Here is a 17,823-nt window from a genome sequence, read left to right on the forward strand (position 1 = left end):
TGTGTTCCATACTATAGCACATGTAAAATTTAGTTCACTAATTATAAATTATTTTTTACATTTTTCTGGAGATGATTGTAATTATGGTCACCCAATATTGTTAGACCAACATTTCTAAAACCATAACTATAATACAAAGCTTCTGCACGCGGGTTTTCCCAATCAACATTCAAGCCAAGTTTGTTCTTATTTTGCTTTGCAGCCACAATAGATGCCGTTTCCAATAATTTACTCCCAATTCCGTGTCCTTGATACTCTGGATCAACAGCAATTGAATTTAAGTACCATTCATTTGGGAACGCTTCAGGATCGGAAAAAATTACAATTGAAGGAGATAAACCAGCATCTTGTAAGAAGGAATGCATTAATTTATTGATTTTCTTTTCATTTTCAAAAGAGTATCCATACAGAAAACCCACTACTTTATCATTTTCAACTGCAACTGTCGTTTGAGCCCAGTCTGTTAGAAATTCTTGTGTTTCAAATGATTTTTGAAACACAATGTCTAGCTTAGAGCGATCTAATGACTTGATTACATCCAAGTCCATTTCATCAATGATAATATTAAATAAGGAAACAATTGCACTAGAATCCTTTTTTGTCGCTTTTCTAATTAACAAATTTTTCTCCTTTAGAATTTAATCATATTTGACTTGGAATTGATAATGAGCGCGTCGCTTTTTTTGAGATGAACTGGCAAAATAATCTAAAATTGCAACAATAGACAGGCAGAGAGGTTCATTGGTTTCATTATTGATTGCTAACTCTAGGAATTTACCTGAAGGTAACATGACTTCTTGCAATGACATTATCAAAGTTTGTTTATGATAAATCCTATAAACAAACTTAATGATATTACCCGTTACAACCCAATTCAGTCCCTTTATAAGAATCAGATCCTTATTGCCGAAGTTAATCCGTCGCAGGGACCCAACTTTTTTGTCATTGAGAAAAAGGTCAAACTTGGGGAAAATTCCGAAACCCCGTTGTTTGATTTGTGCCAATAACTCACCAGAGATTGCATATACTGATAAAACATCCTGATGTCTGCCCCAATTGCCAACAACAAGGTAGATTGCTTTTGAATTTTCATCCACGATTTTAGTTGCACCTTGAGTGCTAAGGCGATATCTGTGGGCATACAAGTTACGCAATTCAAAACCTCCTTTGAGTTTGGGTAAATAGGCAAATACAATCATTTTTCTTTCAAGACTTCTTCGATAGCTATCCCAACACCATCTTCGGTATTGTTTTTTGTCAAGCGTTTAGCAGTCTGTTTTACTTCAGTGATTGCGTTACCCATCGCATAACTAACACCTGCAACCTTTAGCATCGACATGTCATTGTTATTGTCACCGATAGCCATCACATTATCCATAGGAACATTCATCAGATCTGCAAATGCTTGAAGGGCTGCCCCCTTTTGTGCATTGACATGATTGATTTCAATATTAGAACTTGAGGATGAAGTAACAACAAGAGAAGCAAATTGTTTTAATTCTTCTCTGATTGGATCTAGTTTTTTAGGTCCTTCATTACTGAATGTAACGAATTTATAAACCTTTAATGATGGGTCTTCAATAATTTTCAAATAATCATCAGTGTAATTAACATTCATTAGCTCAAAGCGAGCAGCAGCCATAGAAACTGCTAATTTGTATGGTGTCTCTGGACTGACTTTTGTTAATAACTCAGCAAAGTTTTCAATACGATTTGTTTTGCTGTCAGAGTAAATACCTGCCGATGTAACGATTTCAAAATATAACCCTTTTTTCTTCAACAAATATAAAATGTTACTTGCAAGGGTATCGTTAATCGCAGCAGAGCTCAGGAGGTTGCCCTTCTCGTCAAATACTTGGGCACCATTCAGTGTAATCATTGGGCAAGTAATGCCCGCTTCTTCAATTAAGGGTTTGATTTCTGTATACCCGCGTCCTGAAGAAACCACAAAGTGGACACCGGCTTTTTGTGCAGCTTTGATTGCATCGGCATTTCTTTTCGAAATAACCATATGATCATTTAATAAAGTCCCATCCATATCGGAAGCAATAATTTGTATCATACTTTTTCCCCCATTAATAAATTCAATTCGATTTTACAATCATTTTACCATGAATAATGTTTTTTTTTAGTGAGTTAGTTTTTTTTAAAATATAATCAATAAAAAACCAAGTAAAATTATTATTTTTAAGATCAAATATGATAAAATGGATGCGAGGTGTCGCAAATGAAAACGCTTATTAATAATGACTGGCAGGAAATTTTAGGACCTGAATTTGAAAAAGACTATTATCAGAATTTACATAGTTTTTTAAAGAAGGAGTATGCAAATCAAGAAATTCATCCAGATATGTATCATATTTTCCAAGCATTTGAATGGACTCCTTTTTCTAAAGTCAAAGTCTGTATATTGGGGCAAGATCCATATCATGGATCCCATCAGGCACATGGCTGCAGTTTCTCAGTTTTACCGGGAGTTAAGGTTCCACCATCCCTCCAAAATATTTATAAAGAACTTGAAAGTGATTTGGGAATTAAACCAGTTAATCACGGTTATCTTGAGAAATGGGCAAAACAAGGAGTGTTGTTGTTGAATACGGTTTTAACTGTGAGAGATGGGCAAGCATTTTCTCATCAAGGCAAGGGATGGGAATTATTGACTGATAAGGCAATCCAAAGTTTATCAGAAAGAAAACAACCTGTTGTTTTTATACTCTGGGGGAAAGCGGCACAGGATAAGATTCAATTAATTGATCAAAAGAAGAATGTTATTTTAACTTCAGCGCACCCGAGCCCTTTTTCCGCACACAGGGGATTCTTCGGATCAAGACCGTTCTCTAAGACAAACACGGCACTCATTGCTATGGGGGAGAAACCGATTGATTGGCAATTGCCAGAAAAAATAAATTAGTAAAGTGGAGGGTTAATTATGGAATTATTTGAAGGTTTAGTTGGAAAGATTAAAGGTAAGAATAAAAAAATAGTTTTTCCTGAAGGAAATGATGTAAGAATTGTTAGGGCTGCGGTGAGATTAGCTGAGGACGGCTTAATCAGCAGTGTGGTTCTTGGTAACGAAGATGAAGTGAAGAAACTGGCAGGAACCGACAAGTTACCAAAGAAAATGTCTATAATAGATCTAACTTCTTATTCAAACGACAAATTTGAAGAAATGGTTTCAGCTTTCGTTGACAGAAGAAAGGGAAAAAACACACCAGAACAAGCAAGAAAAATGCTGAAAGATGTTAATTACTTTGGAACAATGCTTGTTTATATGGGAGTGGCCGATGGACTTGTTTCTGGTGCTGTTCATCCAACTGGTGATACGGTTAGACCAGCTTTACAGATTATTAAGACTAAACCTGGAACCACAAGAACAAGTGGTGCTTTTGTAATGACAAGAGGGAGCGAGAAATATTTATTTGCCGATTGTGCTATTAATATTAATCCAAATGAACAAGAGTTAGCGGAAATTGCGGTTGAGAGCGTGCAGACTGCAAGACTCTTTGACATTGATCCTAAAGTTGCTATGCTGAGCTTTTCAACAAAGGGTTCAGCTAAATCTGATGAGGTAACCAAGGTGGCAAAGGCAACCGCATTGGCAAAAGAGTTGGCACCCGGTGAGCAGATTGATGGAGAGCTGCAATTTGATGCAGCGTTTTTAGAATCTGTTGCGGCCAAAAAGGCGCCAGACTCTGAAGTTGCAGGTAAAGCAAATGTATTTGTATTTCCAGAGTTACAATCAGGGAATATTGGATACAAGATAGCACAGAGATTAGGCGGTTTTGAAGCAGTCGGACCGATCTTACAAGGGTTGAACAAACCAATATCTGATTTATCACGTGGTGCTAATGAAGATGATGTATACAAAGTGGCAATTATTACTGCACTACAGGCAATTTTATAGGAAGAAATAATAGAGGATTGATTCTTATGGAACTTAGTGTTAGGAATGCGGAAGAGACAATTAAATATGCGAAACTCTTGAGCAGACTTTTGATGCCGGGAGATATTATTTTGTTAAATGGTGATTTAGGAGCTGGTAAAACAACTTTTACAAAGGGATTAGCTGCTGGTTTGGGAATCACTAAGAATGTAAAAAGCCCAACTTTTAATCTGATCAAAGAGTATCATGATGGCCGTTTACCCTTATTTCATATGGACTTATATCGTCTTGAAGGAATTGGGGCTGGAGACCTGGGACTCGAAGAATATTTTAATCAGGCTGGTGTGAGTGTGCTTGAATGGTCAAAATTTGTAATTGAAGATATTCCATCGGACCATTTGGTAATTAATCTAGTGAAGAATGATGAACATGAGAACTGGCGGAAATTAGAGTTGATTGCAAGAGGACAGCATTATGAACGATTGCTTAGCAAATTTGCTGAGTTAGTCAAATAAGAGTTGATGCTTTTTTATGAATTTTTCAAGTTAGGAAGTTTGTAAAGACTTATTTAAATGGAGAAACCTAAATAGAAATATATTATTAATATTGTGTATAGTAGGAGGTGGGCCATAACAGATCTTGTGTGGTTAGCCTCCTATTGAATTTAAATATTGACGTTTAAATGTTTCCTCTTTATTGTTCTAGTAGCTCGTTTTCATATAGTAATAAATATCACAAAGTTAAAAAACAATATATAGTGTACGTTCATTTTCATAACACTATAAGTTGTATTATATAACCTATGAGCATACAATATATATATTAAGTTAATCATAGGAGGCAAAATTGTGGTTGTAGATGTAGAAGAAAAGAAGAACGTGAAAAGCCCAACATATTTTATTAAGCGTGATGGTAGCAAGATGGATTTTGCTTCCTACAAACTTGGAATAATTTTTGATGAGATGGGTCTGCAAAAACAGAAGAAAACATTAATTAAAAAAATTCTAAAATTAATCGGAAATGTGACTGAAGTTGACGCACATGAAGTTCATCGTGCTGTAATCGATGTGTTCAATAAAGAGGGGTATCAGGCCGAAGCACTTGCTTACATAAAAGTCTACAAAGAAAATGAAGAATATTGGCAGGATCAGACTAATCCTGCTAGTAGATTAGAAAGGCTGCAAGTTAAAGATCCAGCATTGGTTCATGAAAATGCTAATAAGGATAGTAATGTCTTTAATACCCAAAGAGATTTGACTGCTGGTGCAGTTGGTAAGACACTAGGCCTAAAAATGATGCCAATGCATATTGCTAAAGCACATTTGCGCGGAGATATTCACTACCATGACTTGGATTATACACCATGGAGCCCAATGACTAACTGTTGCTTGATTGATTTTAAAGAAATGCTTACAAATGGTTTTAAGATTGGAAATGCTGAGGTGGAGAGCCCGCATTCAATTCAAACAGCAACGGCTCAAATGGCCCAAATTATTGCTAATGTTGCTTCAAGCCAATATGGTGGCTGTTCAGCTGATAGGGTCGATGAATTATTAGCACCATTTGCTAAAAGAAATTATGAGAAGCATTTGGTCGATGCTAAGGATTATATTGATGATAACGATAAATTGCATGAGTTTGCAAAGAAAAAGACAAAAAAAGATATTTATGATGCAATGCAGGGCCTTGAATATGAAATAAATACGTTATTCTCATCACAAGGACAAACACCTTTTACGACATTAGGCTTTGGTCTGGGCACATCTTGGATTGAACGTGAGATTCAAAAATCAATCCTTCAGATTAGGATAAAGGGATTAGGTAAAGAAAAAAGGACTGCAATTTTTCCTAAACTTGTGTTCACATTGAAGAAAAATTTAAATTTAAAACCTGGTGATCCCAATTATGATATTAAAGAATTAGCTGTTGAATGTGCTACTAAGAGAATGTATCCTGATGTTTTAATGTATGACAAAATAAAGGAATTAACTGGTAGCTTTAAGGTTCCGATGGGATGTCGCAGTTTCTTACAAGGTTGGAAAGATGAAAATGAAAAAGAAGTTAACTCTGGCAGAATGAATTTAGGAGTTGTAACAGTCAATCTTCCGAGGATCGCAATCGAAGCCCGTGGTGATAAAAAACTGTTTTGGAAGATTTTTAATGAGAAAATGGGAATTTGTAAGGAAGCTCTTGTGTTTAAGGCAAAGAGGGTGGAGCAGGCAATTCCAGAAAATGCGCCTATACTGTATCAATACGGTGCGTTCGGAAAGAGGCTTAAGCCAGGGGAGGATGTTTCAACACTCTTTAAAAAGAGGCGAGCAACGATTTCTCTGGGATATATAGGTTTGTATGAAGTCGGCACAGCATTCTATGGACCCGATTGGGAAAGTAATAAAGAAGCACATGAATTTACGGTTGAAATTGTACGGCAATTAAAGAAGAATTGTGTGGCATGGTCGGATGAATATGATTATCATTTCAGTGTCTATTCGACTCCAAGTGAGTCGCTGACTGACCGCTTTTGTGTACTTGATACAAAAAGATTTGGCAAAATCAAGGACATCACAGATAAGGAGTACTATACAAATAGTTTTCATTACGATGTAAGGAAGCATCCATCTCCTTTTGAGAAGCTAACGTTTGAAGAAGACTATCCAAAGTATGCTTCTGGTGGCTTCATCCATTATTGTGAGTATCCTAATTTAAGACAAAATCCCAAAGCGCTGGAGTCCGTTTGGGACTGGGCATATGATAAAGTTGGTTATTTGGGCACAAACACTCCGATTGATCATTGTTTCAAATGTGGTTTTGAAGGCGAATTTAAACCCACTGCTAGAGGTTTTGAGTGCCCAGATTGTGGTAATCATGACCCGAAAACATGCGATTGTGTAAAAAGGACTTGTGGATATTTGGGAAACCCATTGCAGCGTCCAATGGTTCATGGTAGACACGCAGAGATTGCATCGCGTGAGAAAAATCTTTTTGATGGGACGGGATATAATGGCTGATAGAATAAGAAAAGCACGTAGACCTAAAGATCCCAAACCAAAAGAATGGTTAGCAGGCGACTTAAGTCAGGAGTTCATTGCTGATTATAAAGCCTTTAATTTTGTTGACGGTGAAGGTGTTCGTTGCAGTATATATGTCAGTGGCTGTAAGTTTGCATGTCCTGGCTGCTACAACAAAGTAGCTCAAAATTTCCATTATGGAACGCGATATACTCAAGAATTAGAAGATTTGATTATGGATGATATTGGTGCGGAATATTGTCAAGGATTGACCTTACTAGGTGGGGAACCTTTTTTAAATACACAGGTTTGTTTGAAGTTGGTCAAGAGACTTCGTAAGGAGTACGGTAACACAAAAGATGTCTGGTCTTGGACAGGTTATACTTGGGATGAATTAATGAAAGAATCGGAAGACAAGCTAGAGTTATTATCATTAATTGATATACTTGTCGATGGGCGTTTTGAACTTGCGAAAAAAGATTTAACGCTGCAATTTAGAGGTAGTTCTAATCAGCGAATAATTGATGTACAAAAGAGCTTGAAAAGTGACAAGGTAGTTTTGTGGGATAAATTATTGCGATAATATTTTTTGATTTAAAGAAGTGAGGCAGGTCTGAGGTTTCGGATATTGATTCGAAACCAAGAATATGCTTCACTTCTTTTGTTATGAATAATTAGAGCTAGTTTTAACTTATTGGAATACGTTTATTTGGAATAAATGAAGAGACTAGGCCAGATTAAATCTTGACCTAGTCTCTTCATAATCTAATTTTGCAGCTGCAAATATTTAAAATTAGTAATTACCGTTTAATGTGTGAATGTCGGCTAGTATATAAATTTTTCATTGAACTTAGGAATAATCATTTGGATCAGCTGCCAATGGTTGATAACTATCCATTTCAGAATCCCGATAATCCCACCATTCTTCGGGATACCCTACAAATCCGGCTTCCAACATCGCGTTATTCAGAATTTGATAGTATTCTTCTTCTTCAGCAGTCCGTTTAAAATTGCGATGGGCACGTGTGGAAAAATCGTCAAAGTCGCTTTGCATCTTGACATCATTTTTATCGGCATCGACCAATGTTAAGTCGAAGGTTACTCCTTTTTGGTGGCTAAAATTTGGATTAGGCTCGGCCACAAAATGCGGATCAGGATAAACTTCAAATAATTTTTTCTGAGCGATAACAGGTCGATAAGCATCCCAAACTTTTAAAAAATATCCTTTCTTTTTGACCAAATCACTTGCAACGGCTAATTTCTGCGCAGTTCCAGTACGCGCAATCGCAGTTGTGAAATTATAGACTATTTGTTGAGTGAAATTATCAGTTGTTGCATATTTTAAATCAACTATAATATCCGAGTCTATTTTTTGAATATTTGTAAATCCTTGCTTAGCTGAGTTCATTTGACATCCCTTCCTTTATAATTTTAATTGTTATGAGAAATAGAGGTTAGCTATGAGTTAATGTACATTTTTCTAGAATATGAATTATCGGAAGAATTATTGGAAGTTGTAATGAAACTGTGGCGTGCCAGCCAATTCTTATATTGAACAGTATTTGTCCAACAAGAGATGACTAAGAAATCAAAATCATGTTCAAGTGATTGACAAAATAAAAATGAAAGAGAACCATCAGGAATATGTTGAAAAGAAGCTAAGTACATCTTTTGCTGCTTTTCATCTAATGAAAAGTGATCAAAGAAATAAGGTGTTTCTTTGATTATATCAAGATTACCATTCAAAATAGAGTAATTGAGGTTGGATTTAAAGAATTTTTTTTCACTGTCAATTGTTATTAGTGCATATTGATGGGGATCATTTTTATCGGAAAACTGAAGAAATTTCTTTGTCTTATTTTGGGCTTTTATACCTTCAATTACATATGATGAACCAAAAGTTAAATGAAGTTTTTGCATTATGGAACCTCCTTGTAAATAAAATATATATGTTATAATTAAACAAAGAAAGGGTGATTAGTAATGAAAGTCACGGTTTTAGGGATGTACGGTGGTTATCCTTATGCGGGTAAAGGGACAAGTAGCTACTTGATCCAAACAAATGATTATAACTTACTTTTAGATTGCGGCAGTGGAGCATTATTGAGTCTGGAACAGCATCTTAATCCTCTAGAACTTGATGGAGTATTGCTCTCACACTATCACAACGATCATATCGCGGATGTTGGAGTTTTACAATATTATTGGCAACTGAATAACCAGGAGATTGCTGGAAAAGAATTACCAATTTACGGACATGCTGAAGATCAAGAACATTTTGCTAGTCTTACTTGGCCAGATGCAACAGTTGGAGTTGCATATAATCCCGCTGAGGAACTTACTTTAAAGTCCTTGAGAATAACTTTTCTAAAAACTAAGCATCCAGTTACTGCGTATGCTGTTAGAATCGAAGATACTGTAACGAAGGAAGTTCTTACGTATACAGCTGATACAGCAGAAATTCCTGAGATGATTCCGTTTGCACATGATTCTGATTTATTAATTACTGATACGAATTTCAGTGCTGCTAAAAAGGGGAAGAAGTGGCATATGACGTCTACTGAATCAGCAAAGCTTGCTTTAAAGTCAGGTTCAAAAAAATTGATGCTCTCACATTTGCCACAAAAAATTTCGGCCAATCAACTAGTGAAAGAAGCTGAGAAGGTTGTAGGTAAGCAAGTTGAAGTTTTCTCTGCGTATGTTGGTCTAAAAATTATTGTTTAAAAAAGATTCAAAAATTAATCATTTTTAATAAATTTTTTTAAATAATATTAAGAGGAAATTTTGTTTGATTTACTAAAAAGGCTTAACAAAGCGCGAATTGTTGTATCTTCTATCATTTTTCGCAAAATATTTTATTATTATCATAATTTTTATCTAATAGTAATAATTACGCTTAAGAACAAGAAATTGTTAGTATCTGTTATTGATGTTGATGATAAGGCAACTACATCGAAAATATTGCTTGTAAGAAAAGTGAAATAAAATATTTTTTAAAATAAGGTATTAATTTTTTGATACAAGTGTTATAATAATGTTGTGAACGATATTAATTTGTAAGCTGTTTTCATGTAAAGGAGCGAAAGAATATGGTTACTTTATATACATCACCTAGTTGTACTTCTTGTCGTAAGGCACGTACATGGTTAAGGAAGCACGACATTCCCTTTAAAGAGCGAAACATTTTTTCTGAACCATTGAATATTAATGAAATTAAACAAATTCTACAAATGACTGAGAATGGGACAGAAGAGATTATTTCAAAACGTTCGAAGGCTTACCAAAAGTTAAATATTGATTTGGATGAAATTCCGCTAAAACAATTATTTTCTTTGGTTCAAGAGAATCCTGGTCTTTTGAGACGTCCGATTATTCTCGATGAGAAGCGTCTGCAAGTGGGTTACAATGAAGACGAAATTCGCAGATTTTTGCCTCGTGAAGTTCGTGCTTTAGAGTTAAGAAAAGCACAGGAACTTGCAGGATTTTAAAATTCAATAAAGTTATTTAATTTTTTAAGGATCTCAGCGCAAGATGATTGCTTTCGCTAAGGTCCTTTTGTACACTTAAGACATGTATAATCCATGTATTTTATGATTGTAGCTATAAATCGAGATTTCTATGTAAATTTTTATCCCACTAGTCTTGTTTTTTAGTATAAAGTGCTTTACAATTCTGTTTTTTTAGTTATCATTAAGCGAGAGGGTAATATCGGAAAGGTGGGTGATCTCGATGGAGATGGAGAAAATCAATGACAACACTATTAGGGTGCTACTTGAAACTGACGATTTGACCGAACGTGGAATTACCGTGCTTGATTTACTGGGCAATCGCAAGGAAATAGAGAGTTTCTTCTATAGTATTTTAGATGAAGTTGATATCGATAATGAGTTCCGTGAAAATGATGCTGTGACATTCCAATTGTTGCCAAATAGGAATGGACTTGAGTTATTTATCAGTAAGGTAAATCCAAAAGATATAGAAGATTATGAATACGATGATGACCAAGATAATCCGGATGATTCAAAAGATGATGATGAGGATGAGAAAGACTCAAAAGATGATGACAAGAAATCAAGAAAATTTTCAGATGATGTGCGTTTCACCTTTTTAGAACCAGATGGAAGTGAAGGCAGAGATATAACTGAGATGATTCACGACGAGTTAATTAAAAACAAAGATAAAGATAGCGGACAGAAATATTTGGGAAATGATGGAGATGGAGTTTCTGAATATTTGAATGATAAAAGTATTGAACGTAAGCATTATGTAATTGAATTTAGTGACTTTGAAGATTTTGTCAGCTTGGCAAAACTTTTGAAAAGTGAAAGTTTAGCGTCTAGCTTGTATTTGCTGGACAATAAATATTATTTAGACTTAATTTTCTTTGTAGATCAAACGGGTGACAGTCACATTAAGGATATTTTGTCTCTGGCTGTTGAATATGGTAAGCGTGTCAGCTTGTCTCACGATATTTTAGAGGAGCGTGGGAAGTGCATACTTTCATCTTCTGCTTTCGAGTTAGCAAGATACTATTTTAAATAAATTTTAGCAATGAAGACTCTTGGTAGTTAGTGCGTATTTAACTACTAGGGGTGTTTTTTTGTTAAAAGCATTAGATGGTGATGGGAGATTGATATGGGCTAGTGATGCAATCAACGGTGGCAACTATTATTGCCCTTTTTGTCACTCGAAACTTCTTATAAAAAATGGCACGCTAAAAAGAAATCATTTTGCTCATCAAAAAAAAGAGTGTCACAGTTTCTCTGAGGGTGAAACAGTTGAACATTTACAAGGGAAGATGGCACTTGCAAAACTTTTTGAGAGGGATCGATATAGTACAGAGATGGAAAGCTATTTTCCTGAACTTAGACAACGGCCTGACATTGTGATTCAAAAGAATTTCCAAAAGGGTATAATCGAGTTTCAATGTGCACCGGTGTCGGTTTCAAAGATGAGAGCACGCAGCAAGGGATATAAGAAGGCAGGATTCAAGTTCTTGTGGATATTAGGACAACAATATCTTTTGAAAAGGAAAATGACACAGCAAATTGCAAAATTTCTCAAATGGAATAGGTCACAGGGATACTACTTAGTTTATTATCTAACAAATAAAAAAATATTTAGAGTGATTTATAATATTCAGCAAACTGATTATCTACCATTGAAATATAAAATAGCTGATTTTGGCACCGTGACTGCGCTTAAAGAATTTCTAACTAGCAAAAATAATTTTGAATTTTGTAAAATTTCTCAAAATGCATGTATAATCCAAGCTAATTTTTTTGAAAGAGACATTCTGCGAAGCCAAGGAAATTTTAGAAGTTTGCAGATTAGGTGTTACTTGCGGAAACAAAATCTTGAAGCTCTTAAGACCTTATTATTTGCTGGCAGATATTCACCGCCAATCTATGCTGTTAAGGAACTATATTGGAAGACCGATTTTATATATCTGAAAAAATTAAATAATATCAGTGAAAAAGATTTATATTGGAAAATAATTTTGGAGCATCAAAAGTATCTGTTTGAAGTACCATTAGTAAATGTAGATAGAATAGCTGATTTACAAGTAAAAGAAATGAATTCATTTGTTGATAAGCAAGGAAGTTAACTGTTAATCTCGTTTTTTAATAATATTGCATTCTGGCTCCAACTATGATTTCATTAATAAAATAAAGAAGTGTTGCTGGGGAGGGCTATAACATGTCAAAAGAGATTTCCAAATTAAAAAGTAGAAGTGAAGTACCTGAGGAATTAAAGTGGGATTTAACAAAGGTATACCAAAACGAAAATGAACTAGCTGAAGATATTAAAGGGATACAAGAAGAAATCAAGAGAGCAGATAAACTAAAAAATACTCTCAAAGATGGGAGTTTGGCTCTTAAAGAAGCATTAAAGACTTATTTTACAGTTGAAAGAAAGACAGTTAAGGTATACGTTTATACGAGTATGCTGAGTGATCAGGATACGAATAATAAAAAAAATCAGGGCTTGTTTTCGCAAGCACAACAACTTTATGCTAAAGTTGCTGCAGCTTTTTCATGGTTTGAACCAGAACTATTGGCGTTAGGCGAGAAAAAATTGAATGAGTATTACGATAATGATCAAGAATTGACAGGATACAAGCAGTATATAAGCGAAATCATGGCAAAGAAAGATCATTTATTATCAGAAAAAGAAGAGAAGCTTCTTGCAGGAGCGTCTGATATTTTTTCTACACCGGAAAATATTTTTGGAATATTGAATAATGCTGATCTTAAATTTCCAACTGTAACAGATGAAAAGGGAAATAAGGTTGAGTTGTCGCATGGATTGTACGGAAAATTTTTGGAGTCTGGAAATCGTAGAGTTAGAAAAGAAGCATTTCAAGGGTTGTACAAGACATATGGACAATTTGAAAATACATTTGCAACTTCGCTTGCAGCGCATGTACATACGCATAATTTTCAAGCGAGTGTCAGAAACTATCCAGATGCAGTTTCGGCTGCATTAAGTACTAATAATATTCCTGTTGCTGTTTACGATACATTAGTTGAACGAGTGAACAATCATCTAGATTTGTTGCATCGCTACGTAGAAGTGCGAAAAGAGGTATTAAATTTGGATTCGGTACATATGTACGATTTATATGCACCAATTACAAAATTACCTGAGGAAAAATATAATTATAAAAATTCAAAAAAGATAGCGCTGGATGCACTAAGTATATTTGGGGAAGATTATGTTCAGACGGTTAAAAATGCATTTGCAAGTCGTTGGATAGATGTTCTTGAAAATACTGGTAAGCGCAGCGGAGCGTACTCATCGGGAATGTTTGATACGCCACCGTATATTTTACTTAATTGGCAGGATAACTTGGAGAGTCTTTTCACGTTAGTACATGAGATGGGTCACAGTATGCATTCATATTTGAGCAATCATAATCAACCGTATCACTACAGTGACTACTCAATTTTTGTTGCTGAGATCGCATCAACAACTAATGAGAATATTTTGACACAATACTTACTAGATAATAGTGATGACTTGCAATTTAAAGCTTATGTATTGAATCACTACTTGGATGGATTCAAGGGAACAGTGTATCGTCAAACGCAATTTGCAGAATTTGAGAGATGGCTTCATGATCAGGACAAGGCCGGGTTACCGTTGACTTCACAAGAACTCAATAATAAATATGCTAACTTAAATGAGCATTATTATGGGCCTGCAATCACTAATGATCCAGAAATTGCTTTGGAGTGGTCGAGAATTCCTCATTTCTATTACAACTTTTATGTATACCAGTATGCTACAGGATTTGCAGCTGCAAGTGCCTTAGCAGGCAAGATTGTAAAAGAAGGGCCTGCAAGCTATCTTGAATTCTTAAAATCAGGTAGCTCTGCATTACCGATTGATATTGTTAAACAAGCGGGCGTTGATATGACAAAACCTAATTATTTAGATGATGCTTTTGTGGTTTTTGAGCAACGTTTGGGAGAGCTTGAAGATGTTCTGGCAAAATTACAGAATTAGAATTGCCAGTTAGTGTAAAATTTTGAGTACAAGAATGATTGAATTAATATGTTGATTTGAAAAATATTAATTATAATAAAGAAGGGGCAAGTCGTGTATTTCGACTTGCTCCCTCTTTACCTCATGTAAAATATTACCTAGATGCACTATAATTTTTAAATTGTGTGAAGCGAGGTAATTGAATTTTTATGAACCTTACTATTTTTGCATAGCATAATTTCATCGTTCAGCTTACCAAGACATAACTTCTCAAGCATATCGTAAGAGGAGCAATCCGTGAGTGAAACACCAAAGTCAATGTTGGCGAGATTGTACAGTACCATTGTTGAATGAGTGGTGACGTTCATCTCAGCAGCCATCTGTTGATCTCGCTTGAATGATTCAATCGTAAACTTGGAATGGCGATCATTCTCAAACATCTCGCAGTCAATTCCGATAGAACCGATAATGTCATGGACGACTTCGTTTGTGTACTTTTTGTCACCATTAAAAACTTTATCCTGAAGATTCAAAAGAAAACTACGCCCATGTTTCTTACCCTGAAAAAGGGCAGCTTTGTAGTCAAGGGAAGCTTGATAGATATCGTTGAAGATTTTGTTTCTTATATCGAGATTATTTAAAGGTAAATTATGCTCACTCAATACATTGGTAACCGTATTAAGATTTAAAAATGGGATAAACCTGAATCGAATATCAATATCAAGATTTTTTACAAGTTTTATAATATTTTTCTCTGATTGATAGGACTTTCTTCCAACCGGATTGATAAATAAATACATTTCTAACACAATTTTTCCCCCATATGAATATACGTAATCTCTCTTATGATTAAATGCTATCTATACTTTAACAAAAAAAAAATAATTCAATAATTGTGCTTATTTTTGATCAAAATAAGTGAGAATTTAGTTTTACTTGCAATTATTACGTTTGCAATAAAGATATGTTAAACTGAGGGGTATAATTTAATCTAGGTTAGAGGGGATTATTTTGAAAGAAGATTGGACAGACTTCTTATTACCTTACAAGCAGACTACATCTGAGTTAAAGGCAAAATTTACATCGTTGCGCGACCAATTTAGATTATCACAGCAACATGTCCCAATCGAATTTGTAACAGCTCGGGTAAAGCCCATAGATAGCATAATTGAAAAAATGCAGCGTCGCAATATTGTGGAAACAAATTTAGAAACTGAGATGGAAGATATTGCTGGTATTAGGATAATGTGCCAGTTTGTTGATGATATCTATCAATTAGTGAAGTTAATTAGAAAACGAAATGATTTAAGTGTCATTGAAGAAAGAGATTATATTGCTAATGAAAAAGAAAGTGGATATCGTTCATACCATCTGATTATAAAGTATCCGGTCCAGCTACTGGAAGGACAAAAGAATGTACTGGCCGAAATTCAAATCAGAACACTAGCAATGAATTTTTGGGCCACAATTGAGCATTCTTTAAACTACAAGTATAATGGCCAATTTCCGGTCGAGCTAGAGGTTAGGTTAAAGAGGGCTGCCGAGGCAGCTTTTCAGTTAGATCAGGAAATGTCAGCAATTCGGGAAGAAATAAAGGATGCACAGCAAGAATTTTCATATCGAAGGGGTAATGATAAAAGATAATGGTTTCATTTGTAAAATATTTTCTTTTATACTATACTCGTGCGATAATATAAAATGGTGGTTAAATTAAGAACGAATTTAGAAGAGGTCGGCTATGAAAATCGCGATTTTTACAAATGATGGGCGTCAATCAGTAAAAGTAACCAAAAAACTCCGAAAAAAGTTTGAGGATACACATTTTGTTATGGATGAAAAAAATCCTGACATCGTTGTAACTATTGGTGGCGATGGGACTTTATTGGCGGCCTTTCATAAATATGAAAGTATCTTGGATACAGTTCGCTTTGTTGCAGTGCATACTGGACATTTGGGATTCTACACAGATTGGCGTGATGATGAGATTGATGATTTGGTTATTAGCTTGCAGTCAGATAATGGCCAATCGGTCAGCTACCCTTTATTGGATATAAGGGTTAAATATGAGGATGATCAAAGGCCAGTCAATCTTTTAGCATTAAACGAAGCAACTTTAAAGCGAAATAGTGCAACTATGGTAACTGATGTTTTCGTAGGTGGCGACCTATTTGAGAAGTTCAGGGGTGATGGCCTTTGTATTTCTACCCCAACTGGCTCAACTGCTTATAATAAATCACTAGGTGGTGCCGTGATTCATCCTAATCTAAAGGTCTTACAGATGACTGAGATAAGTTCTATAAACAATAGAGTTTTTCGGACCTTAAGTTCACCAATGATAATTGCGCCGAATGATTGGGTAACTTTGGTTCCAACAAGTGAATGTGATTATATTCTAACGGTTGATCAGGATAGTTTTCATGGTAGGAGAATTGAACAAATTAGGTTTAAAATCTCAAATAGAAGCATACAATTCGCTAAATATCGGCATATGCAATTTTGGCAAAGGGTCCAAGATGCATTTATTGGGGCAGAGTATGCAAATTAGTTGGTTTTACAATGGAAACCAGCCAATAAGGGTAAAAACATTCTTGAAGCAAAAAAGAGTTTCGCGCCGATTATTGGCTACAGTTCGTTCTGATGGTGGCAAATTACTCATAAATGGTAATGAAGGTAGAAAAATTGATAAGATGGTAAGCGGGGATTTGCTAGTAATCAGCTTACCATCTGAAAAAATCAGTCCTTTTCTTGTGCCTTCATTTGTACCGCTTAATATTTTGTACGAGGATCGCGACTATTTGGTTGTTGATAAGCCAGCAGGTGTTGCGTCTATTCCTTCTGCGTTGCACAAGGAAGATTCACTTGTCGCGCGGGTACTGGGATACTACCGGATCAGGGGCTATAAGGAAATTGGGCCTCACATAGCAACGCGACTTGATCGTGACACCTCGGGGATTGTATTGTTTGCAAAACATCGGTATGCCCATGCGATGATTGATGAACAATTAAAGGCACATGAAATTAAGAAATTTTACTATACAATATTGCAAGGAAGTATGGCAACAAACCACTTACTAATAAATTTACCACTTGCTCGAATGCAAGGATCTCTTGTGAGAAGAATGGTTGCAAAAAATGGAAAATATGCGAGCACCGAGTACTGGAAAGAATCTGAAAGTCAGAACTATGTTCTTTGCAGGATACAGTTGCACACGGGCAGGACTCACCAAATTAGAGTTCATAGTGCATTCTTGGGGATGCCACTTGTAGGGGATACATTGTATGGTGGAGTTAGTAGGCTTCCACTGCAAAGACAGGCACTTCATTGTCAGCAGGTGACTTTTTTCCATCCATTTCTAAATAAAGAATTAACAATTACAAGTAAAATTGCAGATGATATGCAAATGTTTATTAATAACGAGTTCAACGTTAAGGGGTGATAAT

The 17,823-nt window shown here is 35.3% G+C and carries 19 protein-coding genes; 13 read left to right on the forward strand and 6 right to left on the reverse strand.

Annotated features, from left to right (window positions below; genetic code table 11):
* Positions 1-41: 41 nt before the first annotated feature.
* From GSM_RS00680 to GSM_RS00690, 3 genes are read right to left on the reverse strand one after another with little or no spacing between them, the layout of a single operon-like run.
* Positions 42-620, reverse strand: a complete 579-nt coding sequence (locus GSM_RS00680; RefSeq protein ID WP_003688091.1) for a GNAT family N-acetyltransferase — start codon at positions 618-620, stop codon at positions 42-44.
* A gap of 18 nt (positions 621-638) precedes the next feature.
* Entirely contained in the window at positions 639-1,154 is a 516-nt protein-coding gene (locus GSM_RS00685) for an LURP-one-related/scramblase family protein (RefSeq protein ID WP_034541702.1), read from the reverse strand.
* A 41-nt stretch (positions 1,155-1,195) separates the two neighbouring features.
* Positions 1,196-2,062 (reverse strand): Cof-type HAD-IIB family hydrolase, encoded by an 867-nt coding sequence (locus GSM_RS00690; protein ID WP_003688088.1) that lies wholly within the window; start codon positions 2,060-2,062, stop codon positions 1,196-1,198.
* Between the two features lie 165 nt (positions 2,063-2,227).
* Here GSM_RS00690 and GSM_RS00695 point away from each other — a divergent pair, with 165 nt between their 5' ends.
* From GSM_RS00695 to nrdG, 5 genes are all read left to right on the forward strand, one after another.
* Positions 2,228-2,911 carry a uracil-DNA glycosylase gene (locus tag GSM_RS00695; protein ID WP_003688086.1) on the forward strand — a complete coding sequence of 228 codons (684 nt, stop codon included), beginning with the start codon at positions 2,228-2,230 and terminating at the stop codon, positions 2,909-2,911.
* 18 nt (positions 2,912-2,929) lie between these two features.
* A complete protein-coding gene (gene pta, locus GSM_RS00700; protein WP_003688084.1) occupies positions 2,930-3,904 on the forward strand; it encodes a phosphate acetyltransferase in 975 nt (324 codons plus the stop codon).
* 26 nt (positions 3,905-3,930) lie between these two features.
* A complete protein-coding gene (tsaE, locus tag GSM_RS00705; protein WP_003688083.1) occupies positions 3,931-4,398 on the forward strand; it encodes a tRNA (adenosine(37)-N6)-threonylcarbamoyltransferase complex ATPase subunit type 1 TsaE in 468 nt (155 codons plus the stop codon).
* A 333-nt stretch (positions 4,399-4,731) separates the two neighbouring features.
* On the forward strand, positions 4,732-6,891 hold the full coding sequence (gene nrdD, locus GSM_RS00710) for an anaerobic ribonucleoside-triphosphate reductase (protein ID WP_010077675.1): 2,160 nt from the start codon (positions 4,732-4,734) through the stop codon (positions 6,889-6,891).
* Positions 6,884-7,474, forward strand: coding sequence for an anaerobic ribonucleoside-triphosphate reductase activating protein (gene nrdG, locus GSM_RS00715; RefSeq protein ID WP_003688072.1), 591 nt, complete (start codon positions 6,884-6,886; stop codon positions 7,472-7,474). The genes nrdD and nrdG overlap by 8 nt, the downstream gene beginning before the upstream one ends.
* 267 nt (positions 7,475-7,741) lie before the next feature.
* Here the strand turns inward: nrdG and GSM_RS00720 are convergent, their stop codons facing one another.
* Both GSM_RS00720 and GSM_RS00725 read right to left on the reverse strand, forming a co-directional pair.
* Positions 7,742-8,299 carry a M15 family metallopeptidase gene (locus GSM_RS00720; RefSeq protein WP_003688070.1) on the reverse strand — a complete coding sequence of 186 codons (558 nt, stop codon included), beginning with the start codon at positions 8,297-8,299 and terminating at the stop codon, positions 7,742-7,744.
* 50 nt (positions 8,300-8,349) lie between these two features.
* Positions 8,350-8,811: a hypothetical protein gene (locus GSM_RS00725; RefSeq protein WP_003688068.1), complete on the reverse strand. Its 462-nt coding sequence runs from the start codon at positions 8,809-8,811 to the stop codon at positions 8,350-8,352.
* Between the two features lie 63 nt (positions 8,812-8,874).
* On the opposite strand from GSM_RS00725, the gene GSM_RS00730 reads away from it, so the two are divergent.
* From GSM_RS00730 to pepF, 5 genes are all read left to right on the forward strand, one after another.
* The gene (locus tag GSM_RS00730) at positions 8,875-9,615 is read left to right on the forward strand and encodes an MBL fold metallo-hydrolase (RefSeq protein ID WP_003688066.1); all 741 of its coding nucleotides are present in this window, start codon (positions 8,875-8,877) and stop codon (positions 9,613-9,615) included.
* A 365-nt stretch (positions 9,616-9,980) separates the two neighbouring features.
* Positions 9,981-10,379 (forward strand): transcriptional regulator SpxA, encoded by a 399-nt coding sequence (spxA, locus tag GSM_RS00740; RefSeq protein WP_003688064.1) that lies wholly within the window; start codon positions 9,981-9,983, stop codon positions 10,377-10,379.
* 241 nt (positions 10,380-10,620) lie between these two features.
* Positions 10,621-11,433, forward strand: a complete 813-nt coding sequence (locus GSM_RS00745) for an adaptor protein MecA (protein WP_003688062.1) — start codon at positions 10,621-10,623, stop codon at positions 11,431-11,433.
* 58 nt (positions 11,434-11,491) lie between these two features.
* Complete coding sequence (locus GSM_RS00750) at positions 11,492-12,499, forward strand: competence protein CoiA (RefSeq protein ID WP_003688060.1); 1,008 nt, start codon at positions 11,492-11,494, stop codon at positions 12,497-12,499.
* Positions 12,500-12,591: 92 nt separating this feature from the next.
* Positions 12,592-14,403, forward strand: a complete 1,812-nt coding sequence (pepF, locus tag GSM_RS00755) for an oligoendopeptidase F (RefSeq protein WP_003688059.1) — start codon at positions 12,592-12,594, stop codon at positions 14,401-14,403.
* A 155-nt stretch (positions 14,404-14,558) separates the two neighbouring features.
* On the opposite strand, the gene GSM_RS00760 is transcribed toward pepF, so the two are convergent.
* Positions 14,559-15,182 carry a DsbA family protein gene (locus tag GSM_RS00760; protein ID WP_235720325.1) on the reverse strand — a complete coding sequence of 208 codons (624 nt, stop codon included), beginning with the start codon at positions 15,180-15,182 and terminating at the stop codon, positions 14,559-14,561.
* 211 nt (positions 15,183-15,393) lie between these two features.
* Here GSM_RS00760 and yjbM point away from each other — a divergent pair, with 211 nt between their 5' ends.
* The 3 genes from yjbM to GSM_RS00775 all read left to right on the forward strand — a co-directional run bounded on the left by yjbM (position 15,394) and on the right by GSM_RS00775 (position 17,819).
* Positions 15,394-16,026: a GTP diphosphokinase gene (gene yjbM / locus GSM_RS00765; protein WP_003688056.1), complete on the forward strand. Its 633-nt coding sequence runs from the start codon at positions 15,394-15,396 to the stop codon at positions 16,024-16,026.
* Positions 16,027-16,120: 94 nt separating this feature from the next.
* A complete protein-coding gene (locus GSM_RS00770) occupies positions 16,121-16,927 on the forward strand; it encodes an NAD kinase (protein WP_003688054.1) in 807 nt (268 codons plus the stop codon).
* Entirely contained in the window at positions 16,917-17,819 is a 903-nt protein-coding gene (locus GSM_RS00775; protein ID WP_003688053.1) for an RluA family pseudouridine synthase, read from the forward strand. The genes GSM_RS00770 and GSM_RS00775 overlap by 11 nt, the downstream gene beginning before the upstream one ends.
* The last annotated feature ends 4 nt before the right edge of the window (positions 17,820-17,823 follow it).

Origin of the sequence: Liquorilactobacillus mali KCTC 3596 = DSM 20444, from assembly GCF_000260415.1 — a bacterium.
In the GTDB taxonomy this organism is placed as follows: Bacteria; Bacillota; Bacilli; order Lactobacillales; family Lactobacillaceae; genus Liquorilactobacillus; species Liquorilactobacillus mali.